At 66.8% G+C, this 20623-nt stretch carries 22 protein-coding genes and 1 pseudogene; 10 read left to right on the top strand and 13 right to left on the bottom strand.

From position 1 onward, the window contains the following. Positions 1–4: 4 nt before the first annotated feature. Positions 5–874: an ABC transporter permease gene (locus AB0M22_RS33150; RefSeq protein ID WP_364735321.1), complete on the bottom strand. Its 870-nt coding sequence runs from the start codon at positions 872–874 to the stop codon at positions 5–7. A gap of 316 nt (positions 875–1190) precedes the next feature. On the opposite strand from AB0M22_RS33150, the gene AB0M22_RS33145 reads away from it, so the two are divergent. Continuing rightward, positions 1191–1727: a MarR family transcriptional regulator gene (locus tag AB0M22_RS33145; protein WP_364735319.1), complete on the top strand. Its 537-nt coding sequence runs from the start codon at positions 1191–1193 to the stop codon at positions 1725–1727. 6 nt (positions 1728–1733) lie between these two features. Here the strand turns inward: AB0M22_RS33145 and AB0M22_RS33140 are convergent, their stop codons facing one another. From AB0M22_RS33140 to AB0M22_RS33130, 3 genes are all read right to left on the bottom strand, one after another. Then, positions 1734–2228, bottom strand: coding sequence for a phosphoribosyltransferase (locus AB0M22_RS33140; protein ID WP_167462628.1), 495 nt, complete (start codon positions 2226–2228; stop codon positions 1734–1736). 72 nt (positions 2229–2300) lie between these two features. Continuing rightward, on the bottom strand, positions 2301–4073 hold the full coding sequence (locus tag AB0M22_RS33135; RefSeq protein ID WP_364735316.1) for a long-chain fatty acid--CoA ligase: 1773 nt from the start codon (positions 4071–4073) through the stop codon (positions 2301–2303). A 27-nt stretch (positions 4074–4100) separates the two neighbouring features. Next, entirely contained in the window at positions 4101–4730 is a 630-nt protein-coding gene (locus AB0M22_RS33130) for a TetR/AcrR family transcriptional regulator (RefSeq protein WP_364735314.1), read from the bottom strand. Positions 4731–4884: 154 nt separating this feature from the next. Between AB0M22_RS33130 and AB0M22_RS33125 the strand changes: the two genes are divergently transcribed. Together AB0M22_RS33125 and AB0M22_RS33120 are read left to right on the top strand one after the other, a co-directional pair. Next, positions 4885–5694 (top strand): endo alpha-1,4 polygalactosaminidase, encoded by an 810-nt coding sequence (locus tag AB0M22_RS33125; RefSeq protein WP_364735312.1) that lies wholly within the window; start codon positions 4885–4887, stop codon positions 5692–5694. A 226-nt stretch (positions 5695–5920) separates the two neighbouring features. After that, positions 5921–6277 carry a hypothetical protein gene (locus AB0M22_RS33120; protein WP_364735310.1) on the top strand — a complete coding sequence of 119 codons (357 nt, stop codon included), beginning with the start codon at positions 5921–5923 and terminating at the stop codon, positions 6275–6277. Positions 6278–6287: 10 nt separating this feature from the next. Here the strand turns inward: AB0M22_RS33120 and AB0M22_RS33115 are convergent, their stop codons facing one another. The 3 genes from AB0M22_RS33115 to AB0M22_RS33105 form a co-directional block, all read right to left on the bottom strand. Further along, on the bottom strand, positions 6288–6632 hold the full coding sequence (locus tag AB0M22_RS33115; protein WP_364735308.1) for a hypothetical protein: 345 nt from the start codon (positions 6630–6632) through the stop codon (positions 6288–6290). Positions 6633–6750: 118 nt separating this feature from the next. Beyond that, positions 6751–8043, bottom strand: coding sequence for an aspartate--tRNA(Asn) ligase (gene aspS / locus AB0M22_RS33110; protein WP_364735306.1), 1293 nt, complete (start codon positions 8041–8043; stop codon positions 6751–6753). A gap of 214 nt (positions 8044–8257) precedes the next feature. Beyond that, entirely contained in the window at positions 8258–8995 is a 738-nt protein-coding gene (locus AB0M22_RS33105) for a DUF6882 domain-containing protein (RefSeq protein ID WP_364735304.1), read from the bottom strand. 176 nt (positions 8996–9171) lie between these two features. On the opposite strand from AB0M22_RS33105, the gene AB0M22_RS33100 reads away from it, so the two are divergent. The 4 genes from AB0M22_RS33100 (at position 9172) to AB0M22_RS33085 (ending at position 12839) form a co-directional block, all read left to right on the top strand. Further along, positions 9172–9621: an AraC family transcriptional regulator gene (locus tag AB0M22_RS33100; RefSeq protein WP_364735302.1), complete on the top strand. Its 450-nt coding sequence runs from the start codon at positions 9172–9174 to the stop codon at positions 9619–9621. A 5-nt stretch (positions 9622–9626) separates the two neighbouring features. Beyond that, a complete protein-coding gene (locus tag AB0M22_RS33095; RefSeq protein WP_364735300.1) occupies positions 9627–10037 on the top strand; it encodes a VOC family protein in 411 nt (136 codons plus the stop codon). Positions 10038–10159: 122 nt separating this feature from the next. Continuing rightward, a complete protein-coding gene (locus AB0M22_RS33090; RefSeq protein WP_364735298.1) occupies positions 10160–10387 on the top strand; it encodes a hypothetical protein in 228 nt (75 codons plus the stop codon). 31 nt (positions 10388–10418) lie between these two features. Then, on the top strand, positions 10419–12839 hold the full coding sequence (locus tag AB0M22_RS33085; protein WP_364735296.1) for an excinuclease ABC subunit UvrA: 2421 nt from the start codon (positions 10419–10421) through the stop codon (positions 12837–12839). Between the two features lie 121 nt (positions 12840–12960). On the opposite strand, the gene AB0M22_RS33080 is transcribed toward AB0M22_RS33085, so the two are convergent. The 3 genes and pseudogenes from AB0M22_RS33080 to AB0M22_RS33070 all read right to left on the bottom strand — a co-directional run. Beyond that, entirely contained in the window at positions 12961–13989 is a 1029-nt protein-coding gene (locus tag AB0M22_RS33080; protein WP_364735294.1) for a fused (3R)-hydroxyacyl-ACP dehydratase subunits HadA/HadB, read from the bottom strand. A 43-nt stretch (positions 13990–14032) separates the two neighbouring features. Further along, positions 14033–14554 (bottom strand): SRPBCC family protein, encoded by a 522-nt coding sequence (locus AB0M22_RS33075; protein WP_364736099.1) that lies wholly within the window; start codon positions 14552–14554, stop codon positions 14033–14035. After that, positions 14552–15058, bottom strand: a pseudogene (locus tag AB0M22_RS33070) (YbhB/YbcL family Raf kinase inhibitor-like protein); the annotation flags it as partial. The pseudogene AB0M22_RS33070 and the gene AB0M22_RS33075, both read right to left, overlap by 3 nt. Before the next feature lie 103 nt (positions 15059–15161). Between AB0M22_RS33070 and AB0M22_RS33065 the strand changes: the two are divergent. Next, a complete protein-coding gene (locus AB0M22_RS33065) occupies positions 15162–15839 on the top strand; it encodes a GntR family transcriptional regulator (RefSeq protein WP_364735292.1) in 678 nt (225 codons plus the stop codon). A gap of 130 nt (positions 15840–15969) precedes the next feature. Further along, complete coding sequence (locus AB0M22_RS33060; RefSeq protein WP_364735290.1) at positions 15970–16695, top strand: hypothetical protein; 726 nt, start codon at positions 15970–15972, stop codon at positions 16693–16695. 87 nt (positions 16696–16782) lie between these two features. On the opposite strand, the gene AB0M22_RS33055 is transcribed toward AB0M22_RS33060, so the two are convergent. Together AB0M22_RS33055 and AB0M22_RS33050 are read right to left on the bottom strand one after the other, a co-directional pair. Beyond that, positions 16783–16989: a DUF397 domain-containing protein gene (locus AB0M22_RS33055; RefSeq protein WP_364735288.1), complete on the bottom strand. Its 207-nt coding sequence runs from the start codon at positions 16987–16989 to the stop codon at positions 16783–16785. 356 nt (positions 16990–17345) lie between these two features. Continuing rightward, complete coding sequence (locus AB0M22_RS33050; RefSeq protein WP_364735286.1) at positions 17346–18800, bottom strand: carboxylesterase family protein; 1455 nt, start codon at positions 18798–18800, stop codon at positions 17346–17348. Positions 18801–18871: 71 nt separating this feature from the next. Between AB0M22_RS33050 and AB0M22_RS33045 the strand changes: the two genes are divergently transcribed. Beyond that, positions 18872–19453, top strand: a complete 582-nt coding sequence (locus AB0M22_RS33045; protein WP_364735284.1) for an NAD-dependent epimerase/dehydratase family protein — start codon at positions 18872–18874, stop codon at positions 19451–19453. On the opposite strand, the gene AB0M22_RS33040 is transcribed toward AB0M22_RS33045, so the two are convergent. After that, positions 19450–20595, bottom strand: a complete 1146-nt coding sequence (locus AB0M22_RS33040; RefSeq protein WP_364735282.1) for a MarP family serine protease — start codon at positions 20593–20595, stop codon at positions 19450–19452. The two genes, AB0M22_RS33045 and AB0M22_RS33040, sit on opposite strands and share 4 nt — an antisense overlap. Positions 20596–20623: the final 28 nt, after the last annotated feature.

Here is a 20623-nt window from a genome sequence, read left to right as displayed (position 1 = left end):
CACCTCATCCCGCGTTGAACGCATTCCGTAGACCGTCACCCACGAGGTTGAACCCCAAGGTGAGCAGGACCAACGCGATGCCGGGAAAGATCAGGAACCACGGATCGGTTTGCACCCACGCCACCGCGTCGCCGATCGACCTGCCCCACGACGGTGTCGGCGCGGGCACACCCACCCCGAGAAAGGACAGCGACGCCTCGGTCGCGATGAGTCCCGGCATGCTCGTGGTGGCGAAAACCACGACCAGCGCGCGCAAATTCGGCAGCACCTCGCGGACCAGCGCATGCAGCGGCGAAACGCCGATCACCAGCGCGGCCCGGACGAAGTTCCGGTTGCGCAGCGACAACGCCTGCGCTCGAATCACTCTCGCCATCCCGGGCCAGCCGAAGATGCCCACGATGAACACCACCAGCACCGGGCGCGGGAACGTGGCGGGCAGCACCGCGCTGAGTGCGATCATGAAGAGCAGGGACGGAAATCCGAAGAGCACATTGATCGCTCCGGAAAGGATCCGATCCACCCAGCCGCCGATGAATCCGGCGGTCACGCCGATCACGAGGCCGAGCGTCGTGGATATCGCCAGCGCGCCGAGCGCGATGAACAGCGAGGTCCGGGTGCCGGCGACAATGACCGCCAACAGATCTCGACCGGTCAGCGGCTCGACCCCCAGCGGGTGCGCGGTGCTCGCGCCGCCGAAACTGCCGGACGGGACGCTCTGCGCGTCGAGGGTCTCGGCGTGGAAGGTGTACGGATCTATGTCGAGCAGACCGTTGATCAGCGGCGCGAAAGCGGCGACCACGACGAAGAACACGACTACTACGAGGCCGAACGTGCTCCAGCGATCGCTCGAGAATCGATACCAGCGCGACCGCAACTAACCCCCCAATTCATCGGATGTCTGCGTCACTGTAGAGAAGGAGCAGGGGGTGATCCACTGATTGCCTCAGCAAGATCCTAATTCGACGGCACCGCCCAGAAACGCTGCCCAGCAGTGGTTTTCGACCGTGCAGACGGCTGCGTCGCTGGGATCAGGCGCAAGGCCCGCGCGAGGACGGCCGCCGGCGCCGGGAGTCTCGCCCCCGGCACCGCGGTGTCCGGCGGGCAACCTCCCGGCAGCGCCGCCCGAACCGTCTCGCAGACACCGGAATAGCCCATGAGCAGCGGCAAACTTGCTGGCGTAAGGTGATTGAATGCCCGAAGTAGCGCATCCCAGTTCCGCGGTGCGTGTCGAACCGGCCGCAGCGCCGGGCACCACCGCAACCGCCGGGGATTCCGATCACGACCTGCTGTCGCTGGCGAACCAGCTGTGTTTCGCCCTGTACTCCACCTCGCGCTCGATGACCGCCGCCTACCGGCCGTTCCTCGAGGCGATGGAGATCACCTACCCGCAATACCTGGCCCTGCTGGCGCTGTGGGAACGGCCCGGGATGACGATGAAGGAGCTCGGCGAACAACTGCGCCTGGACTACGGCACCGTCTCGCCGTTGATCCAGCGACTACAGTCGCACGGCTTCGTGGAGAGCGTGCGCAGCGCGCACGACCGCCGCTCGGTCGAACTGCGCGCGACCGAAGCGGGTCTCGCCTTGCAGCGCCAGGCGAAGGAGATGATCGAGTCGGTGATGGCCTCGGTCGGCTACCCGCTCGACGATCTCATCGCCCTGCGCGACCAGGTGAACGCGCTCGGCGAGCGCCTCGACGCGGTCTCCTGCGCGCGCAAGGAACACTGAGCGCGCTTACGCGTCGAGCACCTTGACCTGCCGCTGCACCACCGGCGGCTCGGTGGACCACGGGAAGTTGATCCAGCGATCGGTGTGCTTCCACACGTATTCGCAGTCGACCTCCGAACGCGGCTTCTGATAGATCACCGCACAGCGGACCTCGGCCACGTGGTCTTCGCAGAAGTCGCGTACCAGCTTGAGCGTGGCGCCGGTGTCGGCCACGTCGTCGGCGACCAGCACGGTCGCCCCGGCCAGGTCGACCGCCTGCGGCACCGGCGGCAACATGACCGGCAGGTCCAGGCGCTGGTCGATGCCGGTGTAGAACTCGACGTTCATCACGTGCAGGTTCTTCACGTCCAGCGCGTAGCCGAGCGCGCCGGCCACGAACAACCCGCCGCGGGCGATGGACAGGATCAGGTCGGGCTCGAACCCGTCGTCCGCGATCGTGGTCGCCAACTCCCGGCTCGCCGAACCGAACAAATCCCAGGTCAGTACTTCCCGATCCGCCATGGATCCTCCATCTCCCTCGTCGCGACTGCGCACAGAGCATACGAGTAGCCACGATGTGGCCGGCGGCACGGTTCAGGAATAGAGGTCGTCGATGTCGGCGGCGTAGCGCGCATTGATCGGTTTGCGGCGCAGCTTCATGGTCGGGGTCAGCACCTCGCTGCCCGGCTGCCAGAAGTCCGGCACGATGGTGAACTTCTTGATCTGCTCGACCCGGGACAGCTTCGAATTCGCCTGGGCGACAGCGTCGGCCACGATCTGCTGGATGCCGGGATCCTTGGCGAGCACGGCGGCGTCGAGCGCGACTCCGGCCTTGTCCGCGTAGGCGGCGGCCGCGTCGGGGTCGAGCGCGATGAGCGCGACGTTGTATTTGCGGTTGTCGCCGATCGCCACGGCCTGGCCGATCATCGGTGCGAACGCCTTGATCCAGTTCTCGATATTGCTGGGCGACATGTTCTTTCCGCCCGCGTTGATGATGAGTTCCTTCTTGCGGTCGACGATCTTCAGGAAGCCGTCCGCGTCGAGGGCGCCGATATCGCCGCTGTGCACCCAGCCGTCGGCGTCGATCGCCTCGGCGGTCTGCTCGGGCTTGTTCAGGTAGCCCTTCATCACGATCGGGCCGCGCACCAGCACCTCGCCGTCCTCGGCGATCCGGATCTCGTTGCCGGGCACGATCTTTCCGACGGTGCCGAGGCGCACCTGCCCGGGCGGGCTCATCGTGGCCATGCCGGACAGCTCCGACATGCCCCACGCGTCGGAGGCGGCGATGCCGACGCCGTTGAAGAAACGCAGCACGTCCGAGGCGATGGGGGCGGCGCCGGAGAGGGCGAGGCGCACGTCGGCCAGGCCGACCGCGGCGCGCAGCTTCGACAGGACGAGCGCGTCGGCCAGGCGTTCCTGAAGGGCGAGGATCGCCGGGACCGGCCTGCCGTCGAGGCGCGCGTCGGACGCGGTCCGGCCCACGTTCAACGCCCACTTCGCCAGTGCCGCTTTGACTCCCGTCGCCTCGGCGACCTTGGCCTCGATGCCGCCCTTGAGCTTCTGCCAGACCTGCGGGACCGCGCCGAACACGGTCGGGCGGGCGTCGGCCAGGGTCGCGGCGAACTCGGCGCGGTCGGCGACGGTGGTCAGCTGGTTGCCGAGCACCTCCAGGATGTAGAGCCCCGACCAGCGGTCGGCCACGTGCGCCGAGGGCAGGAAGGAGACCATCCGCTCGTCCGGGGTGGCGCCGGCCAGTCGCTCGGTGCCGTCGACCATGGCCATCATGTTGGCGTGGGTGAGCTGCACGCCCTTCGGGCTGCCGGTGGTGCCGGAGGTGTAGATGAGGGTGAGCGCGTCGTCGGGTTGCACTGCGCGCCAAGCGGAGTCGAAGTCGAAGCCGTCGAGCCCGCGGGCCTTGACCGCGTCCAGGGTGATCGTGCCCTCCGGTGCGCCGTCGATGCACACCACGTGCTCGGCGCGGGCGCCGTCCTGGCTCGCGAAAACGGTGGCGGCGTACTGCTTTTCGCAGACGACGACGGTCGCGGCCGAGTCGGTGAGCAGGTAGTTCAGCTGCTCGGGGGAGGAGGTGTTGTAGACCGAGAACGGGGTCGCGCCGAGGTGTTGCAGGGCGACGTCGATCGGATAGAACTCCGGCCGGTTGGTCATCAGCAACGCGACCCGATCGCCGTGCCCGACCCCGAGGGCGGCGAATCCGGCGGCCAGCGAACGGACTTGCTCGTCCCACTCGCGGTAGGTCAGCGTGATCCGGTTGCCGAGGGTGCGCACCGCGACCTTGTCCGGGTTGCGGGCGACGGTGGCTTGGAAGGCCGCGCATAGGGTCGGTGCGGCGGACGCGAAGGTGGGCATAGGTATCTCCTGGCTCGAGGGGTCGGGTCAGTGCTGATGGACGCCGACCAGGGCGTCGACGAAGATCTGGGCGAGCAGATCGATGTATTCGTCTCTGGGCGTGTCGATTTCGCCGTTGTGCCAGGCGAGGGTGACCACGGCGTTGCCGTTCACCACCACCAACGCGGCGAGGGCGATGCGGGCTTGGGTCTTGGCGTCGGTCTCCCCGTAGACGGCGCAGACCTGACGCGCCGCCTGTTCGGCATAGCGGCGGATGCCCTCGGCTTTGCGGGTCGCGAGGGCGGGCAAGGTAGCGCCTTCGGTATAGAGGCGAGCGCGGCGCGGTTCCTCGGTGAAGAAATCCAGGAAGGTCGTGACGGCCACCCGGGCCCGCACCTTCAGATCCAGCGGCTCCGCCTCGACGGCCGCGACGGTGCGGGTGATCAGGTCGCTGATCATCGTCTCGTGCAGGGCGTCCAGCAGCTCGTCGCGGTTGCGGAAGTGCTCGTAGAAGTACCGCTGGGTCAAGCCCGCCCGCTCGCAGACCGAACTCATCCGCAGCTTCGCGACCCCGACCTCGGCGATCTCGTCGAGGCCCGCATCGAGCAGGTCGGCGCGCCGCTGGGCCAGCCGCTGTTCGGCGCTGACCCCGCGGAACGGGCGGAGGACGGTGGACATGAACGAATCCTGACACAGCGCTGTGTCAAGTTCCAGTATCTGGCCGAAAATCTCGATTTCGAGTCCGCATATATCGGCGGACGATTGGCGGCCGTCCGCTGAACAGTACGAACTTCATCTAACGGATCGGCGGGCCTGGTTCTACTGTGCCGGTATGGCTTTCGCTCGAACCTCGCTACGCACGACCGTCTTCGCCGCCGTCGCCACGGTTGTCGCGGTGTGCTCGTTCGGTTCCGCGGCGGCGGATCCGGGCCCGTGGTGGCACCCGGAGAAGGGGCTCACCTGGCAGTGGCAGCTGCACAACGAGCCGGTCGACACCTCGATCAACGCCCAGGTCTACGACATCGACCTGTTCGAGAACCCGGCGGCGACCGTGAAAACCCTGCACGACCAGGGGCGGAAGGTGATCTGCTACATGTCGGGCGGCTCGTGGGAGCCCTACCGGCCGGACGCGGGCGACTTCCCGGACAGCGTGAAGAGCGGCCCGGTCCCGGAGTGGGACGACGAGCGCTGGCTCGACGTCAAACAGATCGACGTGCTGAAGCCGCTGATGGCGAAGCGGATGGATCTGTGCAAGCAGAAGGGCTTCGACGGCGTCGAACCGGACTGGGCCGATCTGCACAACCAGGACACCGGCGATCTGAAGATCACCGCCGCCGATCAGTTGGCGTACAACCGCATGCTGGCGGGTCTCGCGCACGATCGCGGTCTGGCCATCGGGTTGAAGAACGATCTGGACCAGGTGTCGACGCTGGCCGGTCTGTTCGACTTCTCGGTCAACGAGCAGTGCTTCGAGGAACGGGCGACCTGCGACAAGCTGACGCCGTTCATCGAGGCGGGCAAGCCGGTGTTCCACGCGGAGTACAAGCTGAAGCTCACCGAGTTCTGCGCGGACTCGGCCCGGCTCGGGCTGTCTTCTATCCGGAAGAACCGCGAACTCGACGCTTGGCGTGAAACCTGCTGATTGCCGGATGAGTTCGGCGCGTCTTTACCCGACGCGCGACTTCGACAAACATTAGTTCCGCCGGAATTGCCGATATTCGCCGACGGCTTTTATGGAGTTTCGCTCCGGCTTTTCAATGGTCGATGATTCGCTCGCGACACCCGGTGGAAATCGGGCAAAGCCGCGTCCTATTCCGCTACGGTTCGCGCTATCGCCTGGAACGACACCGTACAGAATGGGGATTGTCATGCGCTTTCGCCCGGCCCGGATCGTCACCCTCGCAATCTTGTTCGTCGCGGCGGCTGCCGGTCTGACCGCTCTCGCCTCGGCCGCCACCGCCGAGGAGCAGTGGACCTACATCTGCGACTCCATCGAGGAGCCGGAGGAGGTCGGCGCGAAGGGGTCCGGGAACTGCCAGGCGAACAACGGCGCACCTGAGGCCGGTCAGATCAAGCAGAAGTTCAAGCTGCACCAGCGCGGCGTGCAGCCGAAGCCCGACATCATCGCGGTCTGCGAGGGGCAATCCGGCGGTAATGCCTACGGCGAGGCGTCACTGCCGGCGCGGGTCGACGGATTCGGTTGCTACGTCTACGAAACGCACTGAAAGTCCGGCGTTATTTCCACGCCGACTTGAGATTTCGCATCGCGCTCAACCCGTTGGCGGACAGATCGGGCCACGGCGGCCGGCGGAACACTGCGAGGGTGGCGATCACCGCCGCCGCCAGCCCGATGAACTCGGCGAACAAAGCGACGCGCGTGGTGTCGATCGCCGACTCCCAGGACACCTTGCCGTCATGGATGACGAAGATGCCGAGCGGCGTCGTCGCGAACGGTCCGCCGCCGGCCCTGGTGACGGTGATGACGGTGGAACCATCGGCGGTTTCATACGGTTCGCCGAACACCTGTGTGTCTCGGCTGCCCGGCTCGAGCCGCCGTATGGACCTACTCATGATCGTCATCTTCCCCACTCTCGCCACGCCGCCGAAACCGCTGGCCACCACCGTACCGCCAGTGTCTCGATCGGGACATCCCAGCGGCGAAACACGGGGTGCGCCACGGGGATGTCCTGATCGAGGGTCAGGGGCGGAGGCGGTGTAGGTCCCGGGGGAACAGGGTGGCGTGGCGGATGTTGTCGGCTTCGATGAGGCGGGTGACCCACCGTTCCAGGCCGATGGCGAAGCCGCCGTGCGGGGGCATGCCGTGGCGCATGGCTTCGAGGTAGGGGGCGTATTCGGCGGGGTCTTCGCCGCGGGACGCCAGTGCCTCGAGGTAGTCGGCGTGGTTGTGCAGCCGTTGGCCGCCGGTGACCAATTCGAGCCCGCGGAAGAGCAGGTCGAAGGAGTTCGTCCAGCGCGGGTCGCTCGGCTGCGGATGCGTGTAGAAGGGGCGTTTGACCGCCGGATATCCCTCTACCGCAAGGAAATCCGAGTCGAATTGCGCCTTCGCCCACTTGCCGAGGAAGCGTTCGTGCTCGGGTGCGAGGTCGGGTTCGGTCGGTGCTGCGCCGACCAGTTCCAGGGCCTCGCGGAAGTGGATGACCGGGATCTGCTCGGGCACGAACGGCAGCTCGGCGCCCACGGTTCGCACTGCGGCCCCGGCCTTTTCGCCGATCGAATCGACCATGGCGGCGAGAACGGCACGCAGCTGGGCGAGTACGTCGCGGTGGTCGCGGATGAAGCCGAATTCGACGTCGAGGGAGACATATTCGGCGAGGTGCCGGGCGGTGTCGTGCGGTTCGGCGCGAAAGACCGGGCCGACCTCGTAGACCCGTTCGAAGACGCCGGTGAGCATCTGCTTGTACAGCTGCGGGGACTGCGCGAGGTAGGCCGTCGAGCCGAAGTAGTCCAGCGTGAACACGTTTGCGCCGGACTCGGTCGATTGGCCGACGATCTTCGGCGTCGTGACCTCGGTGAATCCGGCGCCGTCGAGGTGACGACGGAAGCCCGACATGGAGGCGGCCGCGATCTGCCACACCGCCTGCCGGGCGGGATGCCGCCAGGTGATCGCGGCATGGTCGAGGGCGGTCGGCAGGGTGACGCCGAGGCTGGGTCGCCACAGCTCGACCGGCGGCGGCTCGGCGGGCGCGCCGAGCGGATGCACTGCCGGGTCGATGATTTCGATTCCGCCGGGTGCCTTGGCGTTCTCGAGCGCCGTCCCGGTCACCCGAACCACGGTTTCCTCCGGCAGGCCCGAAACCTGTTCGCGGACCAGGGGATCGGTCACCACGATCTGCGCGAATCCGGAACGGTCGCGCAGCACAACGAATGTGACGTTCGCGAGTTGCCGGCGCCGGTGTATCCATCCCTCGATGGTCACCGGGCCGCTACGTGGTCGAGTGGTCGGCAGGGCCGAACAAAGAGTGCGTGGCATCAGTTTCACCTCCTGGTAGCTATCCCCGGGAGGTGTGGGCGATCGGGTCCGTCGCGGTGCCACCACACCTTCGCAGCGTGCTGCTCGCTGCCTCTGGCTGGTCGATTTTCTCAGTCGGTGACCGGCCGACGCGGCTCGGAGTTCGTCACGCTCGTCAACGCCGCGTCACCGATCCTAGCCGGTCGAATCGTCGACGCCAGCGATTAACCCGGGGCTACCCGATGGTGGCGGTGCCGCGCGACGACGACATCCCCGTGATGTGACCGTTCTCGTTGAACGTGATGACGACCTGGACGCCGGGACTGGTCATGCGCAGCTTCGAGGCGTCCTGGTTGAACCGTGGGTCCAGTCCCCGCTGCATGGCGTAGCTGAACAGAATGCGCTTGTGGTCGGGCACGCCGAGCTCGAGCGCCCAATCGAGCACGCGCCGGACCCGCGGCAGATCCGGGGCGGGCAGCGTCAGATCGGGATGCTCGATCAGCACCGCGAGCCGCGTGCCGCCGCCGACATCGCAGCTGTACCAGGTCCAACTGCCGGACACCGCCTTGGCCAGCTCGCCCATCAGCCAGGTGACCCGGCTCGCCTCGGTCGGCGATCCGGGCAGCCGCGCGAACGGCACCTCGGCCGTGTGCAACGCCGAAATCCCGTGCCGCAGACCGTAATCGCGCACCGACCGGGCCAGCTCGGTCAGCTCCGGCGGATACCAATCGTTGTTCGCCCAACTCCAGAGCCAGCTGCGCGGCCTCGGCGCCGCCGTGCCCAGCACGTGAAACCGCTTGCACGCCAACGGGTGATCGCCGAAGAACTCGAACCGCGGCGGTTCATAACCGACCTGCCATCGATGCTCACCGAGTACCTGGACGCAGTGGTCTTGATGTTCGAAAGACATCAATGCGGCATCATCGAGTAACTGTTCGAGCGTTGGTGATTCGGGGTCGAGATAAGCGGTCACGACCGTCGATACTGTCGTATCGAACGACGCGGTGCATCCCCATAGAATTAAGGTCCATTAAGTTCTCGCGGCACGGGTAGAACGAAACTCGCCGCGAATTCGAACCGCGGCCGCAAATATATATGCCGCGACGACCCCGCTGGGCAACTCCGACGCGACATGGCACGATCGGACCCATGACCAGCAGTTCCGCCGACGCGTCGCACCTGCGCGACCTCGCGCGGCTGCGCCGGGTGCGTGATCGGATCGACCGGGAGTACGCGCAACCCCTCGACGTTGAGGCCCTGGCCCGCGACGCGCACATGTCGGCCGGTCACCTCAGTCGGCAGTTCAAGCTCGCGTACGGCGAGGCGCCCTACAGCTATCTGATGACCCGGCGCATCGAGCGCGCGATGGCGTTGCTGCGCCGCGGCGACCTGAGCGTCACCGAGGTCTGTTTCGCGGTCGGCTGCTCGTCGCTGGGCACGTTCAGCACCCGCTTCACCGAGCTGGTCGGGGTCCCGCCGAGCGCCTACAAACGCGACGCGGCGGAGTCGACCGCGGGCATGCCGTCGTGCGTGGCCAAACAGGTCACCAGACCGATCAGGAATCGAGAAGCGCAGGCGGCTGCCCCGGAATTAGCCTGATCAGCATGAACATCACCATTCACGCGAGCTTCCTTCCGCAGAACGACCCGGACGCCGCCATCGCGTTCTATCGCGACACCCTCGGCTTCGAGGTCCGCAACGACGTCGGCTACAACGCGCTGCGCTGGATCACGGTCGGACCCGCCGATCAGCCCGGCACCTCCATCGTCCTGTTCCCGCCGGAGGCCACCCCCGGCCTCACCGACGACGAGCGCCGCACCGTCGACGAGATGATGGCCAAGGGCACCTACGGCAGCATCGTGCTGGCAACCAAGGACCTCGACGGGTCCTTCGAACGTTTGCAGGCCGCCGACGCCGAGGTGGTCCAAGAACCGACCGACCAGCCCTACGGCGTGCGCGACTGCGCGTTCCGCGATCCGGCCGGCAACATGGTCCGGATCCAGCAGCAGAGCTGAGTCAGCTCACCGAACGCAGACGGCGCAGCGCCCACCGCGCTGGACCAGGCTCCAGTTCAGCGTGTTCGCTGCCTGCCGCGGTAACTGCCGGATAGCCTCCGAACTGGAAAGGAAATGACATCATGGCCTGGAGCAAGCGAAATCGGCAGCTGCACCGTCTGCTGTCGCTCATCTTCACCGCGACCGTCGTGCTCGCGTTCATCGGCGCGGCCTTCGGCTTGACCGAGACCGCGGTCTGGCTGTTCTATCTGCCGCTGCCGCCGCTGTTCTTGCTGATGGGCACCGGTTTGTACATGTACGTCCAGCCTTACCGCGCCAAGCGGCGCAACCTTCGCCCGAACGCCGCCTGACAGCACCGATCACCGGTTAGATGGAGACACGATGACCACCGCCTCGAAGAAGGGCACGAAAGCGCCCGCGCAACCCGTTGCCGACAGTCACGACCTGATCCGCGTGCACGGCGCGCGGGTGAACAACTTGCAGGATGTCAGCATCGAGATCCCGAAGCGCAGGCTGACGGTGTTCACCGGCGTCTCCGGCTCGGGCAAGAGCTCGCTGGTGTTCAGCACCATCGCCGCGGAGTCGCAGCGGCTGATCAACGAGACCTACAGCTCGTTCGTGCAGGGCTTCATGCCGACGCTGGCGCGCCCCGAGGTCGATGTGCTCGAGGGGCTGACCACGGTGATCACCGTCGATCAGCAGCGAATGGGTTCCGATCCGCGCTCCACCGTCGGCACCGCGACCGACGCGAACGCGATGCTGCGCATCCTGTTCAGCCGGCTCGGCAAGCCGCATATCGGCTCGCCGCAGGCGTATTCGTTCAATGTCGCCTCGATCAGCGGCGCGGGCGCGGTCAGCATCGAGCGCGCCGGCCGGACTGTCCGGGAACGCCGCAGCTTCAAGATCACCGGCGGCATGTGCCCGCGCTGCGAGGGACGCGGCTCGGTCTCCGACATCGACCTCACCCAGCTCTACGACGACTCCAAATCGCTGACCGAGGGTGCGTTCACCATTCCCGGCTGGAAATCCGACAGCTTCTGGACCGTGCGGGTCTACGCCGAGTCCGGCTTCGTCGACCCGGACAAGCCGATCCGCAAGTACACCAAGAAGGAACTCAACGACTTCCTCTACAAGGAGCCGGTCAAGGTCAAGGTCGACGGCGTCAACCTCACCTACGAGGGGCTGATCCCGAAGATCCAGAAGTCGTTCCTGGCCAAGGACCGGGAGTCGATGCAGCCGCACATCCGCGCGTTCGTCGACCGCGCGGTCACCTTCGCCACCTGTCCGGACTGCGACGGGACCCGGCTCAGCGCCGAGGCCAGGTCGTCGAAGATCAAGCGCAAGAACATCGCCGACCTGTGCTCGATGGAGATCCGCGATCTCGTGGAATGGGTGCGCGCACTGGACGAACCATCGGTCAAGCCGTTGCTCGATTCGCTGGTGCACACCCTGGATTCGTTCGTCGAGATCGGGCTCGGCTACCTCTCGCTGGAACGTCCGTCGGGCACGCTGTCCGGCGGTGAAGCGCAGCGGGTCAAGATGATTCGGCATCTCGGGTCGGCGCTCACCGACGTCACCTACGTGTTCGACGAGCCGACCATCGGGCTGCACCCGCACGATATCCAGCGGATGAACGATCTGCTGTTGCAGTTGCGGGACAAGGGCAACACGGTGCTCGTCGTCGAGCACAAGCCGGAGACCATCGTCATCGCCGACCACGTCGTGGATCTCGGTCCCGGCGCCGGATCCGGTGGCGGCACAGTCTGTTTCGAGGGGACCGTCGAGGGGCTGCGGGACAGCGGAACCATCACCGGACGTCACTTCGACGATCGGGCGGCGCTCAAGGAGTCGGTACGAGAGCCCAAGGGCGCGTTGGAAATTCGGGGCGCGTCGGCGAACAACCTCCAGAATGTGGACGTCGATATCCCGCTCGGGGTGCTCTGCGTCATCACCGGTGTTGCTGGTTCCGGCAAGAGTTCGCTGGTGCATCGGTCGGTACCCGCCGCGGAAGGGGTGATCGCGGTCGATCAGACGCCGATCCGCGGTTCCCGGCGCAGCAATCCGGCGACCTACACCGGGCTGCTCGAACCGATCCGCAAGGCGTTCGCGAAGGTCAACGACGTGAAGCCGGCGCTGTTCAGCTCCAATTCCGAAGGTGCGTGCCCGAATTGCAACGGGGCGGGCGTCATCTACACCGATCTCGGGATGATGGCGGGCACCGCGAGCACCTGTGAGGTGTGCGAGGGCAAGCGATTCGACGCCTCGGTGCTGGACTACCACCTCGGCGGGCGCGACATCAGCGAGGTGCTGGCGATGTCGGTGGCCGAAGCCGAGGAGTTCTTCGGGTCGGGGGAGGCGCGCATTCCGGCCGCGCATGCCATCCTCGAGCGACTTGCCGACGTCGGCCTCGGGTACCTGACCATCGGCCAGCCGCTGACCACGCTGTCCGGCGGCGAGCGGCAGCGGCTGAAGCTGGCCACGCACATGGGCGACAAGGGCGGCGTCTACGTCCTCGACGAGCCGACCACCGGGCTGCACCTCGCCGATGTGGAAAACCTGCTGGCCCTGCTGGATCGGCTGGTCGAGTCGGGTAAGTCGGTGATCGTCATAGAGCACCATCAGGCCGTGATGGCGCACGCCGACTGGATCATCGACCTCGGGCCGGGGGCCGGTCACGATGGCGGCAAGATCGTCTTCGAGGGCACCCCGGCGGAGTTGGTTGCCGATCGTTCCACGCTCACCGGTGAGCATCTCGCGCAGTACGTAGGCGCGCCGAAGAAGTCCTCGCGGACGCGGAAATAGTCGGTCGAACGATCACCGGGAACTGGTGCTGGCGTCGGGCGAGACGCCAAGTGCACCGGTTCCCGGTGATCACTTGTCCAGCAGTGCACTTCGGTGCGTGTCGCCGGACCGGTGGGTGGCGTCAGGCCAGGCGGACGTTGGCCGTGGCGAGACCGAAGACCTTGCGGCCCGCCGACTTCGCGACGATCACGACGACGGCGGTCCTGGTCTCCGGATCCAGTGACTTGATCCGCCCGCTGAATTCCACACTGCCGGACGAGCGCGCGTCGATGACGGTGTAGTTGGAGAGACGGACGCCGTACCTGGTCACGGCGCCGGGGTCGCCGAGCCAGCCGGTGACGAAGCCCGCGCCGAGGCCCATGGTGAGCATGCCGTGCGCGATCACGTCGGGCAGGCCGGTGAGCGAGGCGACATCGTCGTGCCAGTGGATGGGGTTGGCGTCGCCGGCCACGCCGGCATAGTTCACCAGGTCGCCCCGCGTGAGTTGGGTTACCCGCGTGGGGAGTTCATCGCCGACGTTGAGGTCCTCGAAGCGGATCGCGGTGCGCGGTGCGCGCTTTCGGGAGACCTCGGACAGGGTCGGATCGGTCACCGAGGTCGGCTTCGATTCGATCGGCTGCTCGGACATCGTTGCCCGGGACGGGATTTCGATGCCGTGCATGACCACGCGCTCGATCGCGTCGCCGATTCCGGCGGCGACGTCGGCACCGGTGACGCCCGCGACGGTCGTGTGCATGACCTGCACGACCTTGCCGGTCTGGTCGGTGAAGGTGTTCTTGATGGTGAGCAGGTCATTGCCCGCCACCCGGCGCACCGAGGCGAGCTCGACGTCGCTGATCAGCCGGTCGCCGGTGACCACCGGCTGGTACATCTCGAAAACCTGGTCGGTCTGCACGAATACGTCGTAACCGGTGATGACGGTCTCGAACAGCTTGCGGTTGGCCAGCATCGCGGGGATCGAGACGAACGTGGTCGGCGCGACCAGGCCCGGGTAGCCGAGTTCGTCGGCCGCGTCCTCGCTCCAGTGCACCGGATGGAAATCCTGTACCGCGCGGGCGTATTCGCGGATCTTCTCCCGGCCGACCTCGTAATAGTCCTCGGCCCGGTAGTGGTGGCCGACCAGGGCGGCCACATCGAACGTTGCTTCCATCAAGCCGCTCCTTGTGTTGGATTCCCCGGCATCGTAATCGGCGTCATTCGGCGGCGCGGCGGCGGACGGTGCGCTCCAGGATGCCGAGGGTGGCCTTGAGGGCGGACTCGGGGACCACCGGGAAAGTGAGGCGCTCGCGCCATTTTTCGTCGATCTCGGACCAGTCGTAGTAGGAGGTGACCAGGGTGCCGTCTTCGGTCGGCTCCAGCCGGTAGCCGTAGATGTGGCGGACCGGCGGGCGGATCTGACCCTCGACGGTCCAGGCGATCTCCTGGTCCGCGGTGAACTTGGTGATGACGACCTCGACGTCGTACTTGCCGAGGGGGAAGTCGCCCAAGGCTTCTCGGTCCATGTGGACCAGGAAGCGGTCGCCGGCCTGGGTGACCGGCTTGCCTTCGGCGTCGAGGAGCATGCCCGAGGCGTCGATGTCCACGTGGCCGTTCGGGTCGGTGAGGACCGCGAAGATGGCGTCGGGGGCGGCGGGGATGAGACGGGAGACCTCGACCCGATCGGTGTCCGGTGCTGGAACTTCGCCTGCCGGAAGGGTTTCCGCCGTGGCGGTCAGGACCGCGCGGCCGAGGATGTGGCCGGACATGGTGAAGCCGAGGATGGCCGGGGTGGCGTCGGCCGCGACGCCGATGGTGTCGACGTCGAGGGCGTGCACCACGACGAAGTAGCGGTGCTTGCCGTGACCGGCCGGCGGGGCCGCGCCCAGAAAGCGTGCTGCGCGTGCGTCATTGAGGATCTGGTACGCGCCTTCGGGCAGGCCCGATCCGGTGTCGTCGCCCGCGCCCTCGGGCAATTCGGTGACCGTGGCCGGGATGTCGGCGACCGCCCAGTGCCAGAACCCGGAGCCCGTCGGGGCATCGGGGTCGTAGACGGTGACGGCGTAGCTCTTCGTGCCCTCCGGAGCTCCGCTCCAGGACAGGTGCGGGGAGGTGTCCTTGCCGCCGGGGGCGCCGGCGGAGTGCTGCTCGGGTGACCAGGCGCCGCCGTTGGTGACGGTGTTGCTGGTGACCGTGAAGGTGGCCGCCTCGGGTAGGCGGGCGAAGGGGTTGTTGGCGCTCATCGCGTCGTTCCTTTCAAGCCGTGCGTGGAGATCGGCGGTGTGACCGCTAGATCGACCATAGCACTAATAATCGATTATCTGCCAGATCGTCTATACTCGGTGCATGACCAGGACGGCTGCTGCCTCGACCTCGTCGGGGAAACAGATGCTCAGCGAGCAGATCTACCTGCACCTGCGGGACGCGATCATGCGTGGGGAGTACGCGCCCGGTGCGGCGCTCAAACCCCAGGACCTCGCCAAGGAACAGGGCGTGAGCCTCGCCGTCGTGCGGGAAGCGCTGGTGCGGGTGGTCGGTGAGGGGCTCGCCGATCGGCTGCACAATCGAGGCTTCGCCGTCCCGGCCTTCTCCGATCGTCGCTGGCAGGAGATCGCAGAGGCGCGCCGGACCATCGAGCCGGCGATGCTGCGGATGTCCATCGAGCGCGGCGACATCGACTGGGAGGCGCGTGTGCGTGCCGCGCACCATCGGCTGGCGCGCACGCCGCCGTTCGTGCCGGACGGCGGCGAGTTCTACACCGAAGAGTGGTCCGAGGCGCACCGGGTCTTCCACCGCACGCTGTTGGAAGGTTGCGGGAATCCGTTCCTGCTGGAGACTTTCGATCGCATGTGGATCGCGAGCGAGTTGGCCCGGCGCTGGTCCGGGCAGCGCAATCCCGGCCGGGACGGGTCTGTGGAACACCGCAGGTTGGAGGAAACGGCGCTGGCTCGCGATGCCGACGCCGCGGCCGAGACCTTGATCCACCACCTCACGCTGACCGCCGCGGGGCTTACCGAAACCTGACCGTTCGCGCCGACCCGGTCGGATGAGCGGGGCCTCGGCCAACGCTGTGGACCCGAATAATCGTGTGGCTGTCATCGATCGACGCTGGCATCATTCGTCCGGTGCCACAGATCGATCGGAGGAATCGCGCATGTCAACGGTACGGCGATTCTGGATCGAGTTCGATCTGCCGGCGAACGGCTCGTATTGTCAATGGCCACCACTGGAGCAAGGCGTGGGTGTCACCGGATACGACGCGCGAGATTGCCTGACCCTCGTCGCCGCCCTGGCCCACGGCGGCTCGTTGCCACCGGTACGCCGCATAACGGTCGATGTCTCACTGGCCGAACCACTCCCGGTGAACCCACCCTTTGTCGGCGTCCCGGTATGGCGAGGCGTCTGGTACCCCGCCGACAATCTCCGAACCGGCCCGACCCTGCGCTCCGTCAGCCGAACCGGTGAGCACTTCGACCTTCCGACACCGATCGCAGCACCCCTCGGCCGAGCGCGAGCAAGCGAAACCCTTGGCGCACAGGCCACGTGGTGGGACGAAATCCCGCACATCGGCGGCCTCCTCTGGCCACTCGTCTGGATGCACTCCGCCCGGTACTGCGCCTCGATGCCGACCGCCGCCCCGGTGGTCCGTGGCAACGTCGCCCGGGACTCGGCATACGCGTTGATGATGCGCGAAGCCCTCGACTTCATGATCACTTGGCATCCAACCCCCGCCGAATGGTCCGACCCCACCGAGATCAGGTTCGACGATCAACAACAACTAGACGACTACCTACAAGCCTTCCGCGACTACCTCTTCGAAGACCGACCAGAGCCCATCTACCCAACCGGGCGAATTCACCCGCCCGAAATCCGAGCCTGATTCCCGACAACTCTTACGCATGAGCGGTGTTCGCAGGGGTCGAGCCCGACTCTTGGAGTCGGGCTCGACGGCTGGCTGAGGGTGGAGTTATGCGCGGTCGAAGTCGCCGTCGGCTACCCGTGTGGTGAAGGCGTCCCAGGCTTCGGGGGCGAACACCAGGGCCGGTCCGGTGGGGTTCTTCGAGTCCCGGACACCGACCGCGCCACCTTCGATGAAGGCCACCTCCACGCAATCCTTGGAGGCACCACTGCGACGGCTCTTGAACCACTGCGCGCCGGACAGGTCTACGTTCACGGGCATACTCCTTTGTGATCCTCAGAATGCGAGCGCGGCTGCTGCCGCGTCCACGATAGCCACACACCATCGAGCCGAGCCACGATACGACCCGATCCCACCCCAGCGCTACCCTTGATTTTCGCTCGACTCAAACCCGTGGCCATCCCGCTCCGGAAGCGGTAATGCCCGCTTTGCGCGTTTTACGCATAACGCCGCGTGCCGCGTTCTACCTGCTGCCATTCAAGAGGTTTCGCAATTCCGCCGACCATTGCCGACGGTGTCGCATGCGGCGCACTTCCCATTTCGCCGTGCACGATATGACCGGCAAATCGAGCACGTCTCGAAAAGCTGGTGTGCGTGAAACGTCCGAGCGGTCAGGTCCAGAGGGCTAGTTCGTCGGGGCGGGGGTTTGAGATTAGTTGGGAGCGTGGGGTGTTGAAGGTCATTACTTGTCGGGTGGTTGGGTTGTAAGGGGGCCAGGGGGTGCGGGCGTGGGCGAAATCGGTCCAGGTGTGGTGGATTTCGGATGCCAGGGTTTGGGGTGGGGTGTGGGGGCCGAGCATCATTGTGGTGCCTTCGGCGGTCAATGTGTCGAAGACGAAGGCGATTTCGCTGGCGTGGCAGGCGCGGAGGTCGAGGTGGGGTGTGGGCCAGGCGAATTCGTAGACGTGGGCGGTGGTGGCCGCTTCGGCGAGGCGGGTGGCGGGGACGCGGAAGGCCCAGTCGGTGAGGATGGCGGCCAGGAGGTCGCCGGGAGTTGCGTTGGGGCGGTTGGCCGAATAGGTGTCGACGACGGTGGGGTCCAGGCCGCGGGCGCTGAGGACATTGGTGAGGGAATCGGGGGTGAGGGTGAGGCCGGCGGGCGCGGTGTAGAGGCGGAATTCGTCGGCGGTGGTGCCGATGATGAGGGGGATGTCGTGGGCTGCGCCCGCGGCGATCGCATCGACGGGGAGTTGGGTGAGGACGTGGTTGTCGATGGTAGGGAGGAAGGCCATCAGGCCGAGACTGGCGGTGAGGGTGGATCGGCCCCAGCGGGCCGGGTCCTGGCGAAGGGTGAAGTCGAGGACCAGGTTTCGCTCTGCTTCGAGGAGGGCGGGGATTTCGGCGGCCTCGGGGGTGGTGTCGAGCCGTCCGGCGAAGTCGGTGGCGACGAGGCGGGCGTCGTCGAGGGTGGAGGCGATGGATCCGTTGCCGCTCTGGATGATTGCGCGCTGGAACAGGCCGGTGGTCAGGGGCGACGCGAGCAGCGTGGCGACGCTCATCGCGCCCGCGGATTCGCCGAAGAGGGTGACTTGCGCGGGGTCTCCACCGAAGGCGGCGATGTTGTAGCGGACCCACTCCAGCGCGGCGATCTGGTCGAGGATGCCGCGATTGGCGGGCGTGCCTTCGAGGGCGGCGAAACCGATCGCGCCCAACCGGTAGTTGAGGCTGACCAGGACAACACCGTCCCGGGCGAACGCATGCCCGTTGTACACCGAGACCGCGCTGGAACCGACGCGGAACGCCCCACCGTGGATCCAGACCATGACCGGCAGACCCGAGGCGGTCGGATCGGGCGTCCACACATTGAGATTGAGGAACTCGGGCCCCTCGATGATCGGGTTGTGCAGAATCGAGCGCAGGGGCTCCGGATAGCCCAGCTGCGGTGCGGTGGGGCCGAATCGGGTGGCGTCCCGTTCGTCATCCCAGGTGGGCGCGGGGCCGGGCGCCTGGAACAGTTCGGCACCCAATGGCGCTGCCGCATAAGGTATTCCGAGAAACGCGTGCACGGATCCGGTAGCGCTCCCGCGCACCTTTCCTTGGGGTAGGTCCACTACTGACGTGTGCATTCGAGTTCCTCACAAATCGCCGACGACACGTTGAAACGTCTCACACCCGACCGGCTCACTAGGGTGGAATGATGCGGATCTTTCTGGCCGGTGCGACCGGCGTGATCGGAACAAGGTTGGTCCCGCTGCTGGTCGAGGCGGGACACGAGGTCGCGGGGATGACCCGATCGGCCACCAAGGCGGACCAGGTGCGCGACGCCGGGGCGGTCCCGGTGATCTGCGATGTCTACGACCTGGACGCGCTGACCGCGGCCGTCGTCGACTTCGGCCCCGACATGGTCATGCACCAGCTGACCGACCTGCCCGACGATGTCGCGCGCCTGTCCGAGGCGGCGAACGCGAACTCGCGCATCCGCACCGAGGGCACGCGCAACCTCATCGCCGCCGCCCGCGCCGCCGGCGCGAAGCGTTTCCTCGCGCAGAGCATCGCGTGGGAACCGGCGGGCGGTGCCCAAGTGATCGAAGATCACGAGGCGGCCGTCCTCGACATCGATGGCGTGGTGGTGAAGTACGGCCAGTTCTACGGTCCCGGAACCTATTACGAAGGCGAGCTGCCCGCTCATCCGCGCGTGCACGTGGATGATGCTGCGGCCCGGACGATTCCGCTGCTGGACGCGTCCCGCGGCGTGATCATCATCGCCGACGCCGCTTAGGCGATGCAGGGACCGGTACCGACGGCGCTGTTGTCGGTACCGCCCAGGCGCTGAAGGATCTCGGGCAGCTCCGTGGCCAGCCCGACACCCTCGTTGTCCGGATCGACACCGAACACCATGCCGAGCACCCGGCCCTGGGTGTCGACCAGCGGCCCGCCCGAATCACCCTCCTGCACAGCACCGTTCAACACGTACGTCGAACGTTCGCTGATCCCGCTGTGGTAGATGTCGGGAACCCGGCTCGCGGTCCGTTGGGCAACCCGCGCGGCAGCGGCGGTGTACAGCCCGCCGCGCGGATAGCCGAGGACGATCGCGTCCGCACCCGCGGCGACCGGCCCGGGCGCGACGGTAACCGCCGGCGCCGTGAGTCCGGGCACCGCGAGCACCGCCAGATCGAGCACCGGATCGAACTGCACGACGGTGGCCTGCATCGGCCCGCCGGGCGTATCGACCGAAACCTTCGCGGTGCCCGCGACAACGTGCGCGTTGGACAGCACCCGCTCCGGCGCGATCACGAACCCGGAACCGAACTGCGTCCGCCTACAGGCCGGTGACGATCCGGAAATACGCAACACGCTCTTCTGGAGATCGGCGGGAACTGTGCTCGTCAGAATGTTCGCGTCCGGCGGTGCCAGCGGAAGCACCAGCCCCGCATCGACCAGCGGCGTCGCCAGCTTGCTCGGCAGCCCCGCCAACCAGTACGGCGCGACATCGTCCACCGTGCGGACCACCCGCGATTCACGCACGGCCGAAGCCAGACTCGGCGACATGGTCAACGGCACCGCGAACAACCACACCGCGAGCGGCACCGCGACGGCATGCACGAAGGAGCCACCCACCGCGTCCGCCCGCTGCGCGCCCTGCCCGCGCACAGTGCGCCGCGTCGCCCGCCCGAGCCGGTGACCAGCGGTTTCACCCACCGCCACCAGCGCGACGATGAGCAGCACGGCGATCAGCAACCGCAGCCCACCGGGCGCCAGCTGGGCCAGTGTCACCGTCGCGATGACCGCGCCCAGAACGGCGCCCGCGACAATGCCCAGAAACCCGAGGACCGCGGTGATCGCACCCCGCCGCCAGCCGAAGAACGCCGCCACCGCGGTCACCGAAAGCACAACGAGGTCGAGCCAATTCGGCAGATTCACGCCTCCAATGTACTGACCGATACCGGTG

Origin of the sequence: Nocardia sp. NPDC051756, from assembly GCF_040681495.1 — a bacterium.
Classification (GTDB): domain Bacteria; phylum Actinomycetota; class Actinomycetes; order Mycobacteriales; family Mycobacteriaceae; genus Nocardia.
The sequence above is the reverse complement of the archived record's forward strand: the minus strand, read 5'-3'. Positions and strand labels throughout refer to the sequence as shown.

Bases quoted from the DNA above. Each gene is read 5' to 3' on its own strand.
- AB0M22_RS33145 (WP_364735319.1), top strand. From the start codon at position 1,191: ATGCCCGAAGTAGCGCATCCCAGTTCCGCGGTGCGTGTCGAACCGGCC.
- AB0M22_RS33140 (WP_167462628.1), bottom strand. From the start codon at position 2,228: ATGGCGGATCGGGAAGTACTGACCTGGGATTTGTTCGGTTCGGCGAGC.
- AB0M22_RS33135 (WP_364735316.1), bottom strand. From the start codon at position 4,073: ATGCCCACCTTCGCGTCCGCCGCACCGACCCTATGCGCGGCCTTCCAA.
- AB0M22_RS33130 (WP_364735314.1), bottom strand. From the start codon at position 4,730: ATGTCCACCGTCCTCCGCCCGTTCCGCGGGGTCAGCGCCGAACAGCGG.
- AB0M22_RS33125 (WP_364735312.1), top strand. From the start codon at position 4,885: ATGGCTTTCGCTCGAACCTCGCTACGCACGACCGTCTTCGCCGCCGTC.
- AB0M22_RS33120 (WP_364735310.1), top strand. From the start codon at position 5,921: ATGCGCTTTCGCCCGGCCCGGATCGTCACCCTCGCAATCTTGTTCGTC.
- AB0M22_RS33115 (WP_364735308.1), bottom strand. From the start codon at position 6,632: ATGACGATCATGAGTAGGTCCATACGGCGGCTCGAGCCGGGCAGCCGA.
- aspS (WP_364735306.1), bottom strand. From the start codon at position 8,043: ATGCCACGCACTCTTTGTTCGGCCCTGCCGACCACTCGACCACGTAGC.
- AB0M22_RS33100 (WP_364735302.1), top strand. From the start codon at position 9,172: ATGACCAGCAGTTCCGCCGACGCGTCGCACCTGCGCGACCTCGCGCGG.
- AB0M22_RS33095 (WP_364735300.1), top strand. From the start codon at position 9,627: ATGAACATCACCATTCACGCGAGCTTCCTTCCGCAGAACGACCCGGAC.
- AB0M22_RS33090 (WP_364735298.1), top strand. From the start codon at position 10,160: ATGGCCTGGAGCAAGCGAAATCGGCAGCTGCACCGTCTGCTGTCGCTC.
- AB0M22_RS33085 (WP_364735296.1), top strand. From the start codon at position 10,419: ATGACCACCGCCTCGAAGAAGGGCACGAAAGCGCCCGCGCAACCCGTT.
- AB0M22_RS33080 (WP_364735294.1), bottom strand. From the start codon at position 13,989: ATGGAAGCAACGTTCGATGTGGCCGCCCTGGTCGGCCACCACTACCGG.
- AB0M22_RS33065 (WP_364735292.1), top strand. From the start codon at position 15,162: ATGACCAGGACGGCTGCTGCCTCGACCTCGTCGGGGAAACAGATGCTC.
- AB0M22_RS33060 (WP_364735290.1), top strand. From the start codon at position 15,970: ATGTCAACGGTACGGCGATTCTGGATCGAGTTCGATCTGCCGGCGAAC.
- AB0M22_RS33050 (WP_364735286.1), bottom strand. From the start codon at position 18,800: ATGCACACGTCAGTAGTGGACCTACCCCAAGGAAAGGTGCGCGGGAGC.
- AB0M22_RS33045 (WP_364735284.1), top strand. From the start codon at position 18,872: ATGCGGATCTTTCTGGCCGGTGCGACCGGCGTGATCGGAACAAGGTTG.